We start from the raw sequence: 17354 nt of genomic DNA, 5'->3' as shown, positions 1-17354 counted from the left end.
CACCGAAATCTCTCTCTCAAGGAACACCCCGCCACATGTCAAAACTGAAACTGAGCTTCGGCTGCTGGAACTACGACCGCACCCGCGCCCTGATGGACGGGAGCGTGCAGCCCGACGGCATAGACCTGAACTACCTCAACATGCCGGTGGAAGAAACTTTCTTTCGCATGCTGCGGCACCGGGAGTTCGACGTCGCGGAAATGTCGCTCTCCTCGTACACGGTGTCCCTGTTCAACGAGCCGCGGCCTTTTGTGGCGATCCCGGTGTTCCCTTCGCGCTTTTTCCGCCATTCCTGCATTTATGTGAACGCCAATGCCGGCATCCGCGAAGCCAAAGACCTGATAGGCAAGCGCGTCGGCAACCCCGAGTACCAGATGACGGCGCCGGTATGGATACGCGGCATCCTGTCCGACCATTACGGCGTGCCCGTCGACAGCGTGACCTACTTCACCGGCGGCGAGGAAGAACCCGGCCGCTCCGAAAAAATCCAGCTCGACCTGCCGCCCAACATCAAGGTCCAGCGCATAGGCCCGGACCAGACCCTGGCGCAGATGCTGCTCGACGGCGAGATCGACGCGCTCTACACCGCGCGCATGCCTTCGAGCTTCCTCAAGGGCGGCGGCAAGGTGCTGCGCCTGTTCGAGGACTACGAACAGGTCGAGCGCAACTACTTCAAAGAGACGGGCATCTTCCCCATCATGCACACGGTGGCGATACGCCGCGAGGTCTACGAGGCCAACCGCTGGGTGGCGCGCTCCATGATGAAGGCGCTCGAAGAGTCGCAGCGCCGCACCTATGAAGACCTCTACGAAACCGCGGCCCTCAAGGCCATGCTGCCCTGGCTGACCTCGCACGTCGAGCAGGTCAGGCGCGAGATGGGCGAAGACTTCTGGCCCTACGGCTTCGAGAAAAACCAGGCCACGCTGCAGACCTTTCTGCGCTACTCTTTCGAGCAGGGCCTGTCCAAGCGGCTACTCAAGCCCGAGGAGCTGTTCGCACCCGAGTCGCTGGAGGCCTTCAAGATCTAGGCGTGTTTGCAAGGTGCGTGATTTTCCGCAAAAGAGCACAAGATGAGGCTGGATGTCTGATACCTACCTGAGCTACTTGGGCTACATCCTGGCCGGCGCCGCCTTGCTGCTCTTCACCGCGTCCATCCTGCTCACCAAGCTGGCCTCCCACAGGCTGGATCTCGGCCTGGGCTTTCTGGTCGCCACCACCGCCAACGTCGTTTTCTCCGCCCTGGCCTTTGCGGTGCAGATGGGCCTGCGCGGCGACACGCTGTTGTGGAACGCCCAGGCCTTCTGGCTGTTCGCCGCGGCGGGCGCCTTCGCCACCTACCTGGGGCGTTTCTTTTTTTATGAGTCCGTCGTGCGCTTCGGCCCGGCCAAGGCCAGCATTTTCCAGATCAGCAGCCCGCTGTTCACCGCTCTGATGGCCTGGTTGCTGCTGGGCGAGCGACTGAGCGTGCTGGCGGCGCTGGGCATGCTGATGACCATCGCCGGCCTGATGCTGGTGAGCTACAAGCCCGGTTTTTTCTCGCGCCGCAATGCGGTGGTCGTGATGCCGCCCGACGGCGGCCCCGCGCCTGCGGCCCTCAAGTCCAGCGTGATGCAGCGGGCGATGGGGCGCGTGATGCAGTCGGTGTTTCTGCTGGGCGTGGGCAGCTCCATGGCCTATGCCATCGGCAATGTGCTCAGGGGCTCGGCCGTGCGCGGCTGGAACGAACCCGTGCTGGGCGCGCTGGTCGGGGCGCTCAGCGGCCTGGCGCTGCACCTGCTGTTCAGCACCGGCAAGCGCGAGATCATGCAACGCCTGCGCACGGCCGATCGCGGCGGCCTGGCGCTGTTCGCACTGATAGGCGTCTCAACGATTTCCGCGCAGATCTGCGTGATAGGTGCCATGCGCTACATACCGCTGTCCGTGGCCACGCTGGTGACGCTGTGCACGCCCATCCTGGTGTTTCCGCTCAGCCACCTGCTGTTCAAAAACCAGGACAAGATCACGGCGGTCACGCTGGCCGGCAGCGGGCTGACACTGCTCGGCATCGCCATCATCGTGATGCGGTAACAGGCCCCAAGTCGCCGACCCACTGCCTCCGATTTTTAGAACAAGCGGGATAAATTCTGGTGGCAAGGTCGCAAGTGGCTTGCCTGAACGCAATGGCTCAGAAAGACAAAATGACTTTGCCAAAGTGTTTTCCCGAATGAAGGCGCTGAAGCGCCTCCGCGGCATTTGTCCAGTGGGTGACGGAATCAATCATCGGTTTTGTCTTCGTCGATGCCATCGCTTGGACCAGTTCTTGCAGCATTCGGCGTGAACCGACCGGAATTCCCCGAACGGTCGCCTGCTTGCGGAAAATATCCAGGGGATTGATCCCCCCATCAACGCCGCCCAGATAGCCGATCACGTTAACTTGGCCTCCGGGGCGAATCGATTTCAGTGAATGTTCGAAGCTTTGGGGGCCGCCGACCTCGAGAACGTGATCGACACCCCGGCCGTTCGTCAGTTTGAGAACCTCAACTGACCAGTTGGGAGATCTCTTGTAATTTACTTTCCCCAATATGCCCGGCGTGGTCAGTTTCTCCAACTTCTCATCGCTGCCGGAAGTAATCACAACCTGAGCACCCGCCATCGCGGCGAATTGCATGGCAAACAAGGACACCCCGCCGGTTCCCTGCACCAGTACCACCTCGCCCGGCTTTACGCCTCCAGAAGTGACAAGGGCATTCCACGCCGTGGATGCAGCGCAAGGAAGGCTCGCCGCCTCGATGTCGCTAATTTCCGGTGGCACGACCACAAGCCTGTCTTCGCTTGTCAGAAACTGCTCGCTCAAAACACCGTCTGAGGGGCCGCCCAGCGGCGCTCCCGCGACACTCGCATCAAAGGAACCGTCGTGCCACCTTTCCCAAAATGCCACAACGGCCCGGTCGCCCTTTTTTACGCGCGTGACGTCCTTCCCGACCTCGATCACCTCCCCCAAGCAGTCCGACATCGGCACGAGCGGAAACTTGAAGGGTGTGTGATAGGAGCCGAGCACTATTTCAACGTCGCGGTAATTCAGCCCGACCGCCCTGACACGCAAAAGAACTTGCCGAGGCCCTGGCAGGGGGGCTTCCTGGCTGATCAACTTCAGTCCGTCAAAGCCATTCTTTTCGATCACTATGGATTTCATGCTTTCTCCTGTTGGTTTTGTCCAGGCGATGCACTATCCTTCAGTGACTAACATTAATCAAATTCATTATTTTGATAATTTGTATTCCAAGGATGCATGATGCTTGCCGAGTTAAAAGCCTTTGTTCTTCTTGCTGAGACCGGCTCAATTCAAGCGGTCGCAAATCGCATTCCGTTGACGCAGCCAGCTGTCACGCGGCAATTGCAGCGCCTGGAAGAAGTACTCGGCACCACGCTGCTGGATCGTCGCGCAAAACCGGCGCGTCTAACCTCCGCTGGTCTGGCAGTGTTGGAGCACGCCAGAAAGGTTCTTGCCGCGTTTGAGGAGCTGAAGAACGCTGCCGCTGTTGATGCAACCCCCGCCGGGGATTTCAGAGTTGGAATAGCGCATGCCCTGGCGGAATCCGGCGTGGTAAACAGCCTTCAATATCTGAAGCAAAATTTTCCGGACCTGAACCTGCGATTGACTGCGGGATGGACAACTGAACTCATTCCAAAAGTGGACAAGGGCGAGCTGGACGCCGCCCTTGTCATGGTGGCGGGAGCGAGAGACAGCTTGGCCATGTTGCCCGGCCCAGTATTGGCGCGCGATGACCTTATCTTTCTTGCCTCGCGCAACCTGGCTCTGCCAAGAACGCCCTCCCTTGGCGAGCTAAATAGATTCGGCTGGATTCTCACACCGGATAGCCTGTGCGGGTCGCGCGCCTCTTTGCGTGGCGCAGTAGAGAAGAATGGCTCGCAATTTCGTATCTCGGCGGAGGTCCACGACATGGCCCTGCAGGCATCGCTTATCGAAAGAGGCCTGGGTATCGGAATGCTTCCTAAACGCAAGGCAACAAGTTTGAAGCGGTCCGGCTTACGCGCCATCAGCGTGCGCGGCCTGGATTTACAGATGCAGATCGCGCTCATCAGGGCGCCATACCTGGGAAGACTTCAAGCTGTGGTGGACGGCCTGCAAGAAAGCCTGGCGGTTGAATTTCGTCGAAATCGGAGCCGTTAGAGCGCTCATTCCGCTGACCCCGTAAGTGCGCCCCTCCTGGGCGCCAGATATGCGACAAGACGCCTGCAGATCTCTTCAACGGCATCGAGAGATGGCCAGCGCTGGCCATAACACTTTTCAGTGACCCGCTTCCTGATCTCGCGATCCGGCACGCGTGACGGTGCCCTTACCTGGTTTCAAGACCCTCAAAGCAGGTGCTAAGTACGAATGCGATGATCTGATCGTTGGTGTAGAGCTCGCCCATCTTCAGGAACTCCAGCACCGGGTCGCAGGCGCGGGCATACAGGGTGTACAGCACCGCAATGGCCGGCAGTTTGGGGTTGAGTGCGCCTTGCGCCTGCGCCGCTTCAATCCAGGCGCCCAGGCGGTCGCTCACGTCCATGAGTCCGTCCATATAGTCTTTGTTGGCCATCAGCGCGGTGCGCAGGCTGGAGTTCTGGCTGGGCAGCGAAGGCATTTCACCGGCCAGCTTCAGGCCCATGGTCCACGCCACGACTCTGCGCAGCTTGTCCACGGCGGACAGCTCAGTGGGCAATGTGTCCAGAAAGGCCTGCGCCCGGCGCATGACCGACACCATGGCCGCCGCCGCCAGGTCTTCCTTGCTGGGGAAGTGCTTGTAGAGGCTGGCCTTGGCAATGCCCACGTCGGCGGCCACTTCGTCCACCGTCATGGATTCAAAGCCTTTTTCAGCCAGCAAACGGTTTACCGACTGGATGATGGCGTCTTCACGCGCCAGCAGCATTTGTGCCTTGAAGGAAGCCTTAGGGGGGAGGGTGCTCGTCATGGCTTGATTTTAGCCAGTTTGGTTTGAAAAAAGAATTGTGAGGAAATATTAATACTGAATAGTATTAATAAATACCATGTAGTATATAATTGACCTGAGCAATTCAAGGAGTGCCGGTGTCGATCAAAGTAGCCATCGTGGGTTCGGGTATTTCTGGCCTGGCGGCCGCCCATGCCTTGCATGGCAAGGCGGAGGTCACCTTGCTGGAAGCGGGCGCCTGGTTTGGCGGGCACACCCACACCGTTGACGTGACGCTTCCCACGCCGCGCGGTGAGGTCACCCACGGGGTGGACACGGGGTTTCTTGTCCTTAACGAGCGGACCTACCCGCAACTGATCGGTCTGCTGGCGGAACTGAACGTGGCGACCGTCAAGTCAGAGATGTCGTTTTCGGTGCGGGCCCAGGATGTCGCCAGCGGCCGTGTACTGGAGTGGAGCGGCTCCAGCCTGAACACCGTGTTTGCGCAACGCGCCAACCTGCTGAACCCGCGCTTTTGGGGCATGCTGCGCGACCTGCTGCGCTTCAACACCCTGACCACCCGCATGGCTCAAGACGCAAGCGACGTGCAACTGCGCCAGCCGTTGGGCGCGTTTTTGGACGAGCACGGCTTCGGCACCGCGTTTCGCGACTGGTATTTCCTGCCCATGATGGCTTGCATCTGGAGCTGTCCCACCGCGCAGATGCTGCAGTTCCCGGTCGCTACCATGGTGCGCTTTTGCCACAACCACGGCCTGCTGCAAATCACCAACCGCCCGCAGTGGTGGACCGTGCAGGGCGGCGCCCGGCACTATGTCGAAAAAATCACCGCTGGCATTGCGGACAAGCGGCTGAACACCCCGGTGCGCCGTATCGAGCACCTGGACGGCACGCCGGACGGCAAAGGCGGCGTGCGCATCCACACCGATGCCGGTGTCGAGCTGTTTGACAAGGTCATCATCGCCACCCATTCCGACCAGGCCCTGCACATGCTGGCCGCGCCAACGGTGCGGGAGCGTGAAACCCTGGGCGCCATCCACTACCAGTCCAACAAGGCTGTGCTGCACACGGATGCCTCCGTCTTGCCGGCATGCAGGGCGGCGTGGGCGGCCTGGAACTATGAGCGCTCGGCGCTGCCCCGGCAGGAGGGCGCGCGCGTGTGCCTGCACTACCTGCTCAACCGTTTGCAGCCCCTGCCTTGGGAGCAGCCGGTGATCGTGTCCCTGAACCCGGTGCGCCCCATCGCACAAGACCGCATCATCGGCGAGTACGACTATGCCCATCCGGTGTTTGATCCGGTCGCCGTGGCTGCACAGCACTGCATGCCGGCGTTGCAGGGCAAACACCATCGCTACTTTGCGGGCGCCTGGATGGGCTACGGTTTTCATGAAGACGGCCTCAAGGCCGGGCTGGCTGCCGCGGCGCAGCTGTTGGCGGACGCATGAGCCAGCCCGTGCCGCTCATCGGTTTCGGTCAGGTGCGCCACAGCCGCCTGCGCCCGCGGCGCCACGCATTTGTTTACCCCACCTACTTCCTGATGCTGCCACTGCGCAGCCTGCACAGGCAGGCGCCCCAGCCCGGCCAGTGGGACATCAACCGCGGGGGCCCGCTGAGCTTTTTCGAGACCGACCACGGCGACGGGCGCGCGCCGGAGCAGGGCGGCGCCATCGCGTGGCTGGACGAAGTGCTCAAGCGCGAGGGCATTCATGACGCGACCGGCGAGGCCTGGCTGCACACGTATCCGCGCGTGCTGGGCTACACCTTCAAGCCGGTGAGCTTCTGGTATTGCCACCGCGCGGCGGGCGACCAGGACGGCAGCCTGCGCGCCATCGTGGTGGAAGTCAACAATACGTTTGGCGAGCGGCACTGCTATGTGCTGGACGCCCCCCGCTACGGCGTGGAGCAGCGTGCGGACAAGGTATTTCATGTCTCGCCCTTCAACCCCGTGCAGGGTCACTACCGTTTTCGCTTTATGCGCAGCGAACAAGGCGAACAGGCTCGCACTGTCGCCCGCGTTGATTTTTACGACGACATCGTTGCCGACGCCGCCGTGCTGCAAACCAGTGTGAGCGGCACGCTGCGGCCCATCACGCCAGCCGTCCTGCGCAGCGCCGTGTGGCGCTATCCCGCGATGACCCTGGGTGTGGTGCTGCACATCCATGTCCAGGCGCTGCGCCTGTGGCTGAAAAAAGTGCCTTTCTTTCGAAAACCCGCGCCGCCGCAAACCTTTGTCTCGCGCTAGATGCCCAGCGCGGGAGATATGCCCCATTGAGGAGTCCGACATGAACGCCGTTACCCGCACCGCCCAAGGCCTCGCGTTTCCAGAGAATGCGCCAGCCGCCGCCCGAAGCGCGATGAGCCTGCTGCAAAACCTGCGCCACGGCGCGCTGACCCTGCACCTGCCCGACGGCTCGCAGCGCCGCTTTGGTGAGCACCCGCAGCAGCATGACATGCACGTGCCTGGGCACCCCAGTGCCAGCATCACGCTGCACAACTGGAAGGTGTTCGGTGCCGCGCTCAAGTCCGGCGACATCGGCTTTGCCGAGAGCTACATCGCCGGCGACTGGAGCACGCCTGACCTGACCGAGTTGCTCAAGCTGTTCTCCGCCAATCGCCGGGAGATCGATGCCATGGTCTTCGGCACATGGTTCGGGCGGCTGCTGTACCGCGCCCGGCACCTGCTGCACCACAACAGCCGCGCCAACAGCCGCAAGAACATCCATGCCCACTACGACCTGGGTAACGCGTTTTACCGGCTGTGGCTGGATGAGACCATGAACTACTCCGGCGCCTGGTTCGACGGCGACCTGTCTCGCCCCTTGCCCGAGGCGCAAAACGCCAAGGTGCGCCGCGCGCTGGACATGGCCGGCGTGAAGCCCGGCGACCGTGTGCTGGAAATCGGCTGCGGTTGGGGCGCGCTGGCCGAGCAAGCCGCCATTGAACGCGGTGCGACCGTGGTGGGCGTGACATTGAGCACCGAGCAGCTGGCCTATGCCGACGAGCGCATGCGGCGCCTGGGCGCGAGCACCGGCGCGGGCGGGCGCGCCGACCTGCGCCTGCAGGACTACCGCGACATCCGGGACGCGCCGTTTGACGCGATCTGCTCCATCGAGATGGTGGAGGCTGTGGGGCAAGCCTATTGGCCCACGTACTTTGCCGCCGTGAGCCGCCTGCTCAAACCCGGCGCGCGGGCCTGCGTGCAAAGCATCGTCATCAACGACGCGCTGTTTGACCGCTATGTGAAGTCGACCGACTTCATCCAGCAGTACATCTTTCCCGGCGGTTGCCTGCCCTGCCCGCAGGAGTTTCGCCGCCAGGCCCAGGCCGCGGGGCTGGAAGTGGTGGACGAATTTGCCTTCGGCGCGGACTACGCCGAGACGCTGCGCCGCTGGCGCGATGCCTTCACGGCGCGCGGGGCCGAGGTGGCGGCGCTCGGCTTTGACGAGCGCTTCATGCGGATCTGGGCGTTTTACCTGGCCTACTGCGAGGCCGCCTTTGACACCGGTGACATCAACCTGATGCAGTTCACCTTGCGCAAGCCCGCCGCGCTTTCGCCTCCGGCATGACTGGCATGAAAAACGCTGTTGCCTGCGCGGTATTGGCGGTGGTCGGCTGCCTGCATGGCGTATCTGCCCAGGCCTTGCCGCAGGAACTGCGACCCAGCCTGCCCTCGGCCAGCCTGTCCGGCCAGGCCAGGTTCAGGTTCTGGGGCTTTGAGGTCTACCAGGCCACCCTCTGGGTCGCCCCCGGGTTTGCCGGGTCGGGTTATGAGCAAAGTCCGTTTGCGTTGGAGCTGGCCTACCTGCGTGACTTCAAGGGTGCGGACATCGCCAAACGGTCCATTGCCGAGATGCGCCGCCAGGCGAGCATCACCCCCATGACCCCGGCGCAGGAAACCGCCTGGGAAAACCAGATGCGTGCGCTGTTCCCCGATGTCAGCGCAGGCGATCGCATCACCGGCGTGCACCAGCCCGCCACGGGCGCGGTGTTCTGGATCAATGGCCGCCTGCTCGGCGAGGTGCGCGACCCGCTGTTTGCCAAACTCTTCTTCGGCATCTGGCTGTCACCGCAAACCTCCGAGCCGCAATTGCGCCGCGCGCTGCTGGCGCAGGAAAAATCACCGGCCCCGGCGGGCGCCGCACCATGAATCTCCGCACGGCAGTCCAAACCGAAACGACACCCCAGGCCTGGAGTGTGGGTGACGGTGTGCGCTACGGCCTGCTGGGTTTGCCCCTGGCGTTTTGCGCTCTGCCCCTTTATGTCTTGATGCCCAATCTGTATGCGCGCCATTGGGGTGTGTCGCTGGCGGCTTTGGGCGCCGTGCTGCTGGGCGCACGCCTGCTCGATGCGGTCATTGATCCGCTGCTGGGCCGTTTATGCGATCGCTTGTATGCCGCCTCGCTGCGCGCGGTGCTGGCGATGGGCGCGGTGGCGGCCGCTGTGCTGGCCGTGGGATTTTCTTTTTTGTTTGTGCCGCTGGTGAGTGAACCCGGGGTCTTGCTTTGGTGGGCAGGGTTCTGGCTGGTGGTGACCTATGCGGCCTACAGTGCCTTGTCGGTCGCGCACCAGTCCTGGGGTGCCATGCTCGGCGGTGACGCGCTCTACCGCAGCCGCGTGGTGGCCTGGCGCGAAGGGCTGGGCCTGGCCGGGGTGCTGCTCGCGTCGGTCACTCCCGCGCTTCTGGGCCTGCCCGCCATGCTGGCTCTGCTGTTCTTCAGTCTGGCGGGGGGCTGGTGGGCCTGGCGTGCAGCGCCTCAGCCAGCGCGGCATCGCCATGCGACCATGACCGCGGCACCCCACACGCTCTGGCACCCCTGGCGCAACCCCGGCTTTCGCCGGCTCCTGGGCGTCTACCTGCTCAACGGCATTGCCAGCGCCATCCCGGCGACGCTGGTGCTGTTCTTCCTGCAGGACCGCCTGCAGGCCAGCAGGGCCATGCAGTCCGCCGCGCTGGCGGTGTACTTTGTGTGCGGCGCGCTGTCCATGCCGCTGTGGCTGCGCGGGGTCAAGCGCTGGGGGCTGGTGCACAGCTGGCGCTTCGGCATGCTGCTGTCCATTGCCGTTTTCCTGGGCGCGAGCCGGCTGGGCGCGGGCGATGCGCCCTGGTTTTTGCTGGTGTGCGCCTTGTCGGGCGCGGCTTTGGGCAGCGACCTGGTCCTTCCCGGCGCACTGCTGGCAGGTGTCATCGTCAGGGCCGGTGACCGCGGCCGCGCCGAAGGGGCTTACTTCGGCTGGTGGAACTTCGCCACCAAACTGAACCTGGCGCTGGCCGCCGGCCTGGCCCTGCCTTTGCTGGGCTGGCTGGGTTATGTGCCCGGCGTGCGGGATGCCAATGCGTCCGCCTTGCTCACCGCCGCCTACTGCCTCTTGCCTTGCGCGCTCAAGGCTCTTGCGGCCGGCGCGCTCCATTTTTTCATCCTCCCACCGACGGCCCAGCCGCAAACCCTATGACACAACGCAGCTTCTTCCACCGCCCACTTCTTCTTGCCGCCGTGGTGTGCGCCGCCTTGCTGGGCGCATGCAGCACGCCGCAAGTCCAGGACTACGCCAAAGAAACCCCAGTGCTGGAACTGCGCGACTACTTCAACGGGACGCTCGACGCCTACGGCATCTTCACCGACCGCTCGGGCAAGGTCGTCAAGCGCTTTACCGTGGTGATGACCTGCACCTGGCAGGGCGACGCCGGCGTGCTCGACGAAGCCTTCAGCTATTCGGACGGAACCACCCAGCGGCGCATCTGGCGCCTGACGCGCCACGCCGACGGCCGCTACAGCGGCCAGGCCGACGACGTCGTGGGCACGGCCGAGGGCCGGCAAAGCGGCAACGCCTTCAACTGGGCCTACACCCTGGCCTTGCCGGTGGAGGGCAGGGTCATCAACGTGCAGTTTGATGACTGGATGTACCTCATGAACGACAAGGTCATGCTCAACAAAGCCGCCATGCGCAAATGGGGCGTGGGGCTGGGCGAAGTGACCCTCTCCTTCATCAAGCGGTAAAACGTCATGGCCCTCAACTCTCGCATGGAAGACTGGCACGGCCGCTCGGTCTGGCTGGTGGGCGCCTCCACCGGCATAGGCCGGGCCACCGCATCGGCGTTGCACGGCCAGGGCGCCAAGGTGGTGGTTTCGGCCCGCGGCGCGGATGCCCTCAATGCCTTTGTCGAAGCCCACCCAGGCGCGCTGGCCCTGCCGCTGGACGTCACCGACGCGAGCGCCGTCAAGGCTGCGGCAGCAGACCTGGCCGCGCAGGGCGCACTGGATTGCGTGGTGTACTGCGCGGGCCACTACCATGCCATGGACGCCGCCCACATGGACCTGGGCGACCTGCTGCGCCACAACGAAGTGAATTACCTGGGCGCGCTCTACCTGCTGGATGCCGTGGTGCCGCAACTGCTGGCGCGGCCGCCCCACACGCGCACCGGCCAGCGCGGCCACATCAGCCTGATGGGCAGCGTGGCCGGCTATCGGGGCCTGCCCAACAGCCTGGCCTACGGCCCCACCAAGGCCGCTCTCATCAACCTTGCCGAGACCCTGTACCTGGACCTGCATGCACAGGGTGTGGGCGTGTCCATCATCAACCCCGGCTTTGTGAACACGCCGCTAACGCAACAGAACCAGTTCAAAATGCCCGCCTTGATCACGCCCGAAGAGGCGGCACGCGAAATCCTGAAAGGCTGGGCATGCGGAGAATTTGAAATCCACTTCCCCAAACGCTTTACCCGCTGGATGAAAGCCCTGCGGCTTTTGCCTTACCCTGTGTTTTTCGCGGCGACACGCCGACTCAGACAGGCCTAGAAACCCATGAACTCCGCCAACTCCGCTGTCGACCGAATCGTCGACGCCTTCCAGACCCTCACGCCCGCCGGCGTGGAAACCCTGGTCGCCCTCTACGCGCCCGATGCGCGCTTCAAGGACCCCTTCAACGACGTGCAGGGCCTGGCCGAAATCCAGCGCATTTTTCGCCATATGTACGTGAGCCTGGAGAACCCGCGTTTCGTCATCACCGGGCGTATCGTGCAAGGCGAGCAATGCTTCCTGACCTGGGAGTTCCACTTTGCCTTCAAGCGTTTCCAGCGGGGAAAGGCCCAGTGCATTCTGGGGGGCTCGCACCTGGTGCTGGATGGCGAAGGCCGCATCACGCTGCACCGGGACTATTGGGATGCGGCTGAAGAACTGTATGAGAAGTTGCCTGTGGTCGGCGGCTTGATGAGATGGTTGAAGCGGCGCGGCGGTTCGTCATAGATGACTGCCTCACCGCAAAGCAGACATTCCTTGCTCACCAGTGATCGAATCCAGCGGACTCATTGTCTGCCTGGCCTCAACCTTCAGCACATGCGTGTAAATCATGGTGGTGCTCACATCAGAGTGGCCCAGCAGTTCCTGTACCGTGCGGATGTCGGTTCCCGCCTGCAGGAGATGGGTGGCGAAGCTGTGGCGCAGCGTGTGCACCGATACCGGCCTGACGATGCCGGCAAGCTTGAACGCCTGCTTCAGGCTGCGCTGCAATCGCTCTTCATACAGATGATGACGGCGCTCTATGCCACTGCGCGGGTCGGTCGGTTGATGTTGTCGAGCCAGGGCAGATCGATGCCAAGCACCTCCCGGTATAAGAACAGCAAGGCGCTCAGGGCCTGGTTGTGTGTGGATGCTGAAACCTTGCGTTCCGTGGCCAACATAGTCAGAAAGTCCTCAACCTCCTTCGCCTCCATGTCGCGCGGATGCTTCAAACCACGCCAGCGGATGAAAAAACGCACCCACTACACATAGAGCTTCTCGGTGCTGAAGCTATAGTGAAGACAGCGAATCCGCTCCCTGACCTGGTCGAGCAAGCGGGTCGATTGCAGCGCTGGGTTGCCGGGTTTCATGGAAGTATTTATAACTGTATGAAAACACAGTATATTTACCAAAAACCCAATAAAAAAGAGGCTTTCGGACGATTTTTATGACCAAGTTAAACCTCAGCCGCCAAGTTAAGCCGCAGGTTTTGCGGTCTAAATTACGTTAGGCGCCTAGAGCATGACTACGCATTACCGGCATTTGTTGCCACTTCTCTTTCTGATCATTTCGTGCGGTTCAAAAGCTGGAGACGAGACTACCGATCACGAACTGATCTCGAAGATCGCTAAACGGGAAGGTACGACCGTTGAAGAGGTCAAGAAATCGCTCGAGGAGGGCTGCAGTAGCGGAGTAACTCCGTACATGCGGCAATGCGCATACCTCAATGCGGTTGGCGAAGACATCAAACTCAACGAGACGTATCAGAAGCTGCTGCGCAGTCTGGAAACTCCCGCTGCAAAGCAAAAGTTGATAAAGGCTCAGAGAGCTTGGCTCAGCTTCCGCGACGCCACGTGCGAGTACGAAGCCATCGCTTGGACGGGCGGCACCGGCTATGGCGTAGTCCATTCAGGATGTTTGGCAATAATGACCAGCCGCAGAAACCAAGACTTGCAGTCCTATGCATCCTGCGACGGCTCGGGTTGCCCTCGATGATTCCACTTGCTTCAAGCGAAGAGGCGCCTAACCCTTCCATCGAGAGGACGCTTTCCAGCCTTCGGCCTCCAGGCGCCTCTCATGTCAAACGTTAGGCCGATGCTATGAGTCCGCTCTTTCTCTACATGGTTGCATCGGTCATCGCGTTGTTTCTCGCTTCATTGGGTGGTGATTCTTCTGCGCATCTTCTTGGCCGAATTGCCTCACCTCTGCTTGGGTACCCATGGAGCATGGCTGCGGACAATTTCGGCATCCGCGAGGGGAGGTCCGCGGGATACTGGGTCGACGCTGGCGGCATGGTAGTTAACCCCCTGATTTTTTTGCAATCGGTCGAATCCGATATCGCATGAGAGCATCGGTTCCCCAATCGCATGATCACGAGGGGCAACTCGCCAGCCAGGCCAGTCGCGCGGTCATCGAGGCAATATCGAAATACAGAGCAGGAACCCCGGTTACTGCAATTTGTCCTAGGTGCCAATCTCGGCTTAGCGTTGCCGGTGGCAAATCTGCGCATTCCCTGGAGGTAAAGTGCGGTTGTGGGCTCTGCTGTGGAGAATTTGAGGGTGCGCAGTGAATAGGCTTAACTGGTCGGTCAACGCGGACGCCCAAGGACGTCCGGCCGCTACGCGGCCACCTTGTGTGGGCGTTGGTTACCTTCAATGTTATCTTGCATGAGTGCATCGAGCCACACGCTCTATGCGTACGTCGAAGGCGGCGACCTTGCCGAGGTCGCACCTGTCGTTGAAGCGCAGTGGCGCGAGCTTGTGGACAGAGAATCTTGGCGAACGGGACGGCCTGTGCTGGTAAATCAACCGCATGCGCGAACGCCCGATATGCGCGCCGACGACCTGCCTAGCTGGGACCTGGGGATCAACTTCGCGCTGCCGGAGCCTGGGGAAGAACCTCCTGGGTGGTTCGCTGACGTCGAGCGCATCGCCGCTCACGCTGGCAGCATCTTTGCGCTGATCCAGCGTCCAATAATCATTGGCGTTTGGGATTCCAAGCGCAAGATCTCCGAAGATCTTTTCGATGTGAACTCACCGAGCCCAAACATTCAAGAGCTGCGGAACATACTGGGAGTTGGCGATGCAAGATAACTTGTCATTCGACCGGACCGCCTACGGCGGCCGGCCACTTTCACGTTAGCCTTTACGCGGGAAAGCTCTATGCGCCGTTACATGAAATCTATCTCTGCAACGCTGCTAGCCCTAGTGCTCTCGGCGTGCGCATCCTTGACGACGGTGAAGGTCTATGACGGACCGGAACGAGACCAAAGTCAACTGGCGATCCTGCAGCTTGATCCCCATGTGCTGGTTTCGCGCGTCGACAATATTTCGAAGCATCCCGGCGGTGGGGCCAGGGTGCTAGCCCACTCGGCGGGGAAACGACGTGAATCAATCGCCGTTCTTCCGGGGCGGCACGAGTTGTCTGCTCGTTTCTTTGTTCTATGCCTTCAGTCCGACGAAATTACCATTCCCTTTACGGCCGAAGCCGGAGTTCGGTATAGGCTCAAGTCTGAGGTCGATACCGAACTAAAAAAGTGGAGGCCGTCGATCGTTCCCTATTCCGGCGAGCCGGTTGAGGACAACTTTCCATGGCTCCAAGCGCTATGCCCAGTCAACGTCACAATCATTCGCCTGGGTCGGTAAGACTACAGGCTAACTGGTCGGCCAACACGGACCCGCAACTGCAGAAGGCGGCTTCGCCGCAAGTGTTGCGGTCCGGTTGCCTTCAACGTTAGGCATCTCATGCTAGGCGATGCAAAAAGACTTCACGCTGAGCTGATTGCTCCCGTCCTTGGAGAGCCCGTCGGCGCAACTGCGGCCGAGGTGGCCGCGCTAGAAAACAGCATCGGCTTCCCTCTCCCAAATGCCTATCGCGAGTACCTTCTCTGGATGGGCAAAGATTTCAACGGAATCTTCCGTGGTTCGAACTGGTTTGTCTCTGATCTTGAATCGAACAAAGAAGTGCTGAAGGATCTGCTGGAAGAAGTCGACTCGAAGTACAAAGTCATTCCTTCGCATGTCGTCTTCTTTACTCACCAGGGCTACATGGCAGCGTGGTTCGATGCCTCGATGAGCGAAGCCAATCCGAAGTGTTGGTTCATCAACGATGGAATGCAGGAGCCCAAAGACTCTGGTAGTTTCACGGAAGTTCTGATCGCCGACCTTAGAGGCTTGTCGTCATGCCTTCGGCCTTAGCTCACACTGGCCAGCTGCCTAACCCCTCCGTCAAGGGGACTGGCCTGCGGCCAGCCCCTTACGTCGAACGTTAGGCCTCACATGCAAGACAACCCGAACGCCGCCGCCGTGAATGCACTGTTAGCCGAGTTGAGCTCTGTTTTGGGCTTCAGTAAGGCTGCGAGAGACAGCGAGAGCTTCATCACCTTAGCGAAGGACGTCGGTGGGTTTACGGACAGAGTGTTCGTTACGGAGGGAATGGACCCTCGCAGCGATTCAGCGCTTAGAGAAAAGGTAAGGGCGCGTGTTTCAAGGCGTCTTGGCTCGGAGGACTGAGGTGTGAGGCTTAACATTTCAATCGACACGGACCCACAACAGCAGGAGCCGGCTTCGCCGCTTGTGTTGATGGTCCGGTCATTTTTACGTTATGGTGCATGAATGGATGCCGTCGTAGACCTCTACCAACGCGTACGGGAGAGATTCCCACCGATCTCTCTCTCCGCGGATCGTCACCTCCAGAAGCGCTGGGGTGATAGTCTTGACGTTGGAATTGAGTACGCGTGGTTCGAGGCGCTAGCGGATGCCCTCAATGCCGAAATGCAGCGCGAGGTGCCCTACGCGATTCATGGACCGCTCTTTCAGTTCATAGAAGGCGCCTTCCTCCAGGGTGCAGATCCCGTCCGAAAATGCATTGACGTCTCTTTTGTCGAGAACTTGTTCTGGCAAGTTCCCAGCAGGAAGTGCGAGCCATACTGGAAGCAACTTCCGCCCAACCTTAGGCAGCTCTACACAGAGTTCCACCGTCGTGATCCGTAAGTCTCAATTGGACCTGCGTCGCGCCATCGAACTGCGCCCTAACCCCTCCGTCAAGGGGACGTCCCGCAAGCGGGCCGCCCCTTACGTCGAACGTTAGACGGCATGGGACGCAAACTGGTTATTTCTGGCGTGGTTGTCGCACTGCTATTCCCATTCATCTTCATTGTCGGAATGGTTGCACATTCCGCCATGGGTTGTACTGGCGGGGGTTCCAGCGGCCCAGTAGCGGGGTGCCACGTCCTCGGAGTAGAGTTCAACTTCATCGCGGCTATGGCAACACCAGCATTCGTGGCTTCGTTCTTCGCTATTCCACTTGGCATCGTATTGGTCATCATTGGCACGATTACATCCGCCTTCTCTGGCCCGAAGGATGAGTTACCGGTTCAGTCACGGCGGGACGATGACGATGCCGTTTAACCCGCCCGTCAACACGGACGCCTTGCGGCATCCCGCCGCTGCGCGGCTTTCAGCCGCAAGTCGCCGGTTACGTCTACGTTAAACATGATCTATTGAGCCGTTCTCGTATGCGATGGTGTTCCGAAGGATGCTGGCTCGGAGGCTGCCATCGACATCGCGAAGGAGTTTGCGGAGCATCGCAAATGGCACGCGAACCTTACATGCGCCTGGGACGGTTCGCGACTCACACTTGCCGCCGAGAACGACCACGACCCGAAAGGGTTGGCGCTCCTCGACGAGGTCTCAGATTGTTTGTCTGCGTACATGGCTGGCAGATTTGACGGTGATCTGAAAGTCAAATCGATCGATGAAGTGAGCGATCATGTCTAACAGGCTCGTCGAATGGACCCGCAACGGCGGCCAGCGCGGTCGCCATTCTTGAAAGAAATCAATCAGTTACAGAGATATGGAGCGGGTGAAGGGAATCGAACCCTCGTATGAAGCTTGGGAAGCTGCCGTTCTACCATTGAACTACACCCGCG

21 protein-coding genes and 1 tRNA gene are annotated in these 17354 nt (G+C 61.0%); 17 read left to right on the top strand and 5 right to left on the bottom strand.

Annotated elements, in window-relative coordinates; translation table 11 throughout:
- The first annotated feature begins 35 nt into the window (after positions 1–35).
- Complete coding sequence (locus tag AC1DUN_RS20440; protein WP_477715573.1) at positions 36–1028, top strand: substrate-binding domain-containing protein; 993 nt, start codon at positions 36–38, stop codon at positions 1026–1028.
- Between the two features lie 52 nt (positions 1029–1080).
- Positions 1081–2067 (top strand): DMT family transporter, encoded by a 987-nt coding sequence (locus tag AC1DUN_RS20435; protein WP_477715572.1) that lies wholly within the window; start codon positions 1081–1083, stop codon positions 2065–2067.
- Between the two features lie 97 nt (positions 2068–2164).
- Here the strand turns inward: AC1DUN_RS20435 and AC1DUN_RS20430 are convergent, their stop codons facing one another.
- Complete coding sequence (locus tag AC1DUN_RS20430) at positions 2165–3172, bottom strand: zinc-dependent alcohol dehydrogenase family protein (RefSeq protein ID WP_477715571.1); 1008 nt, start codon at positions 3170–3172, stop codon at positions 2165–2167.
- 96 nt (positions 3173–3268) lie between these two features.
- On the opposite strand from AC1DUN_RS20430, the gene AC1DUN_RS20425 reads away from it, so the two are divergent.
- Positions 3269–4171 carry a LysR family transcriptional regulator gene (locus tag AC1DUN_RS20425; protein ID WP_477715570.1) on the top strand — a complete coding sequence of 301 codons (903 nt, stop codon included), beginning with the start codon at positions 3269–3271 and terminating at the stop codon, positions 4169–4171.
- Between the two features lie 166 nt (positions 4172–4337).
- On the opposite strand, the gene AC1DUN_RS20420 is transcribed toward AC1DUN_RS20425, so the two are convergent.
- Entirely contained in the window at positions 4338–4955 is a 618-nt protein-coding gene (locus AC1DUN_RS20420; RefSeq protein WP_477715569.1) for a TetR/AcrR family transcriptional regulator, read from the bottom strand.
- A 122-nt stretch (positions 4956–5077) separates the two neighbouring features.
- Here AC1DUN_RS20420 and AC1DUN_RS20415 point away from each other — a divergent pair, with 122 nt between their 5' ends.
- The 8 genes from AC1DUN_RS20415 to AC1DUN_RS20380 are packed head-to-tail and all read left to right on the top strand — an operon-like array spanning position 5078 to position 12172.
- Positions 5078–6376, top strand: coding sequence for an NAD(P)/FAD-dependent oxidoreductase (locus tag AC1DUN_RS20415; RefSeq protein ID WP_477715650.1), 1299 nt, complete (start codon positions 5078–5080; stop codon positions 6374–6376).
- Complete coding sequence (locus AC1DUN_RS20410; protein ID WP_477715568.1) at positions 6373–7173, top strand: DUF1365 domain-containing protein; 801 nt, start codon at positions 6373–6375, stop codon at positions 7171–7173. The genes AC1DUN_RS20415 and AC1DUN_RS20410 overlap by 4 nt, the downstream gene beginning before the upstream one ends.
- Positions 7174–7213: 40 nt before the next feature.
- Entirely contained in the window at positions 7214–8497 is a 1284-nt protein-coding gene (locus AC1DUN_RS20405) for a class I SAM-dependent methyltransferase (protein ID WP_477715567.1), read from the top strand.
- Positions 8498–8502: 5 nt separating this feature from the next.
- The gene (locus AC1DUN_RS20400) at positions 8503–9078 is read left to right on the top strand and encodes a chalcone isomerase family protein (protein WP_477715566.1); all 576 of its coding nucleotides are present in this window, start codon (positions 8503–8505) and stop codon (positions 9076–9078) included.
- The gene (locus tag AC1DUN_RS20395) at positions 9075–10382 is read left to right on the top strand and encodes an MFS transporter (RefSeq protein ID WP_477715565.1); all 1308 of its coding nucleotides are present in this window, start codon (positions 9075–9077) and stop codon (positions 10380–10382) included. The genes AC1DUN_RS20400 and AC1DUN_RS20395 overlap by 4 nt, the downstream gene beginning before the upstream one ends.
- Positions 10379–10927 (top strand): DUF3833 domain-containing protein, encoded by a 549-nt coding sequence (locus AC1DUN_RS20390; RefSeq protein ID WP_477715564.1) that lies wholly within the window; start codon positions 10379–10381, stop codon positions 10925–10927. The genes AC1DUN_RS20395 and AC1DUN_RS20390 overlap by 4 nt, the downstream gene beginning before the upstream one ends.
- Positions 10928–10933: 6 nt before the next feature.
- Positions 10934–11725: an SDR family NAD(P)-dependent oxidoreductase gene (locus tag AC1DUN_RS20385; protein WP_477715563.1), complete on the top strand. Its 792-nt coding sequence runs from the start codon at positions 10934–10936 to the stop codon at positions 11723–11725.
- A 6-nt stretch (positions 11726–11731) separates the two neighbouring features.
- Positions 11732–12172, top strand: a complete 441-nt coding sequence (locus tag AC1DUN_RS20380) for a nuclear transport factor 2 family protein (protein ID WP_477715562.1) — start codon at positions 11732–11734, stop codon at positions 12170–12172.
- A gap of 9 nt (positions 12173–12181) precedes the next feature.
- On the opposite strand, the gene AC1DUN_RS20375 is transcribed toward AC1DUN_RS20380, so the two are convergent.
- Both AC1DUN_RS20375 and AC1DUN_RS20370 read right to left on the bottom strand, forming a co-directional pair.
- The gene (locus AC1DUN_RS20375) at positions 12182–12436 is read right to left on the bottom strand and encodes a tyrosine-type recombinase/integrase (RefSeq protein WP_477715561.1); all 255 of its coding nucleotides are present in this window, start codon (positions 12434–12436) and stop codon (positions 12182–12184) included.
- 29 nt (positions 12437–12465) lie between these two features.
- Positions 12466–12684, bottom strand: coding sequence for a phage integrase N-terminal SAM-like domain-containing protein (locus tag AC1DUN_RS20370; RefSeq protein ID WP_477715560.1), 219 nt, complete (start codon positions 12682–12684; stop codon positions 12466–12468).
- 262 nt (positions 12685–12946) lie between these two features.
- Between AC1DUN_RS20370 and AC1DUN_RS20365 the strand changes: the two genes are divergently transcribed.
- The 6 genes from AC1DUN_RS20365 to AC1DUN_RS20340 all read left to right on the top strand — a co-directional run bounded on the left by AC1DUN_RS20365 (position 12947) and on the right by AC1DUN_RS20340 (position 16833).
- Entirely contained in the window at positions 12947–13420 is a 474-nt protein-coding gene (locus AC1DUN_RS20365) for a lysozyme inhibitor LprI family protein (protein WP_477663353.1), read from the top strand.
- 671 nt (positions 13421–14091) lie between these two features.
- A complete protein-coding gene (locus AC1DUN_RS20360) occupies positions 14092–14517 on the top strand; it encodes a hypothetical protein (protein ID WP_477715559.1) in 426 nt (141 codons plus the stop codon).
- A gap of 81 nt (positions 14518–14598) precedes the next feature.
- Positions 14599–15069, top strand: coding sequence for a hypothetical protein (locus AC1DUN_RS20355; RefSeq protein ID WP_477715558.1), 471 nt, complete (start codon positions 14599–14601; stop codon positions 15067–15069).
- Between the two features lie 99 nt (positions 15070–15168).
- Entirely contained in the window at positions 15169–15621 is a 453-nt protein-coding gene (locus AC1DUN_RS20350; RefSeq protein ID WP_477715557.1) for an SMI1/KNR4 family protein, read from the top strand.
- 417 nt (positions 15622–16038) lie between these two features.
- Positions 16039–16416, top strand: a complete 378-nt coding sequence (locus AC1DUN_RS20345) for a DUF7674 family protein (RefSeq protein WP_477715556.1) — start codon at positions 16039–16041, stop codon at positions 16414–16416.
- A 102-nt stretch (positions 16417–16518) separates the two neighbouring features.
- Positions 16519–16833, top strand: a complete 315-nt coding sequence (locus AC1DUN_RS20340; RefSeq protein ID WP_477715555.1) for a hypothetical protein — start codon at positions 16519–16521, stop codon at positions 16831–16833.
- Positions 16834–17279: 446 nt separating this feature from the next.
- Here AC1DUN_RS20340 and AC1DUN_RS20335 read toward each other — a convergent pair.
- Positions 17280–17353 (bottom strand) — tRNA-Gly (locus AC1DUN_RS20335).
- Between the last annotated feature and the right edge of the window lies 1 nt (position 17354).

The organism is Polaromonas sp. P4_F6 (assembly GCF_056401275.1).
The sequence above is the reverse complement of the archived record's forward strand: the minus strand, read 5'-3'. Positions and strand labels throughout refer to the sequence as shown.

Bases quoted from the DNA above. Each gene is read 5' to 3' on its own strand.
- AC1DUN_RS20440 (WP_477715573.1), top strand. From the start codon at position 36: ATGTCAAAACTGAAACTGAGCTTCGGCTGCTGGAACTACGACCGCACC.
- AC1DUN_RS20435 (WP_477715572.1), top strand. From the start codon at position 1,081: ATGTCTGATACCTACCTGAGCTACTTGGGCTACATCCTGGCCGGCGCC.
- AC1DUN_RS20430 (WP_477715571.1), bottom strand. From the start codon at position 3,172: ATGAAATCCATAGTGATCGAAAAGAATGGCTTTGACGGACTGAAGTTG.
- AC1DUN_RS20425 (WP_477715570.1), top strand. From the start codon at position 3,269: ATGATGCTTGCCGAGTTAAAAGCCTTTGTTCTTCTTGCTGAGACCGGC.
- AC1DUN_RS20420 (WP_477715569.1), bottom strand. From the start codon at position 4,955: ATGACGAGCACCCTCCCCCCTAAGGCTTCCTTCAAGGCACAAATGCTG.
- AC1DUN_RS20410 (WP_477715568.1), top strand. From the start codon at position 6,373: ATGAGCCAGCCCGTGCCGCTCATCGGTTTCGGTCAGGTGCGCCACAGC.
- AC1DUN_RS20405 (WP_477715567.1), top strand. From the start codon at position 7,214: ATGAACGCCGTTACCCGCACCGCCCAAGGCCTCGCGTTTCCAGAGAAT.
- AC1DUN_RS20400 (WP_477715566.1), top strand. From the start codon at position 8,503: ATGAAAAACGCTGTTGCCTGCGCGGTATTGGCGGTGGTCGGCTGCCTG.
- AC1DUN_RS20395 (WP_477715565.1), top strand. From the start codon at position 9,075: ATGAATCTCCGCACGGCAGTCCAAACCGAAACGACACCCCAGGCCTGG.
- AC1DUN_RS20390 (WP_477715564.1), top strand. From the start codon at position 10,379: ATGACACAACGCAGCTTCTTCCACCGCCCACTTCTTCTTGCCGCCGTG.
- AC1DUN_RS20385 (WP_477715563.1), top strand. From the start codon at position 10,934: ATGGCCCTCAACTCTCGCATGGAAGACTGGCACGGCCGCTCGGTCTGG.
- AC1DUN_RS20380 (WP_477715562.1), top strand. From the start codon at position 11,732: ATGAACTCCGCCAACTCCGCTGTCGACCGAATCGTCGACGCCTTCCAG.
- AC1DUN_RS20365 (WP_477663353.1), top strand. From the start codon at position 12,947: ATGACTACGCATTACCGGCATTTGTTGCCACTTCTCTTTCTGATCATT.
- AC1DUN_RS20360 (WP_477715559.1), top strand. From the start codon at position 14,092: ATGAGTGCATCGAGCCACACGCTCTATGCGTACGTCGAAGGCGGCGAC.
- AC1DUN_RS20355 (WP_477715558.1), top strand. From the start codon at position 14,599: ATGAAATCTATCTCTGCAACGCTGCTAGCCCTAGTGCTCTCGGCGTGC.
- AC1DUN_RS20350 (WP_477715557.1), top strand. From the start codon at position 15,169: ATGCTAGGCGATGCAAAAAGACTTCACGCTGAGCTGATTGCTCCCGTC.
- AC1DUN_RS20345 (WP_477715556.1), top strand. From the start codon at position 16,039: ATGGATGCCGTCGTAGACCTCTACCAACGCGTACGGGAGAGATTCCCA.
- AC1DUN_RS20340 (WP_477715555.1), top strand. From the start codon at position 16,519: ATGGGACGCAAACTGGTTATTTCTGGCGTGGTTGTCGCACTGCTATTC.